1 pseudogene is annotated in these 475 nt (G+C 34.7%); it reads right to left on the bottom strand.

From position 1 onward, the window contains the following. Positions 1-475, bottom strand: a pseudogene (locus Q5762_RS37115) (hypothetical protein); the annotation flags it as partial.

Genomic DNA, 475 nt, shown 5'->3' with positions numbered 1-475 from the left:
AGAAAGTGGCCCTTTATGTTCCTTGATCCAAGAACCAATGCCTCCAACAAAATCTTTTACGCTTCCCCAGGCTTGCTTTAATCCACTCAAGAAACCATCCATAATCGCACGACCAGCACCTAATAAATCAATATTTCGAACTTCATTAATAAGCGTTGTACCAATTTTATCAGTGGCTGATAACAAATCAGGAATACTTTTAATAATTCCGCTGACTAAACCTAAAAGGATTTTTACCCCTCCAGAAATAATATCGGGAATTTTAGAAATAATCATCGCTAGAAATTGTTTCATTAAAGTAAAAGCTGTTGTAATTAAACTTGGTAATCGTTCTAAAATACCTTTTACTAAAGACAAGACAATTTCTTGACCTTTTGCCAAATATTGCGGATAGTTTTGAACAACTACATCAATAAATTTGCTCACCGCTTGAATAGCACTTTGACCAATAGCTGGCAAATTAGAGATAATACCG

The sequence above is a fragment of the Streptomyces sp. P9(2023) genome, from assembly GCF_032436795.1.
Taxonomy (GTDB): domain Bacteria; phylum Actinomycetota; class Actinomycetes; order Streptomycetales; family Streptomycetaceae; genus Streptomyces.
This window is presented reverse-complemented; position numbering and strand designations above follow the sequence as displayed.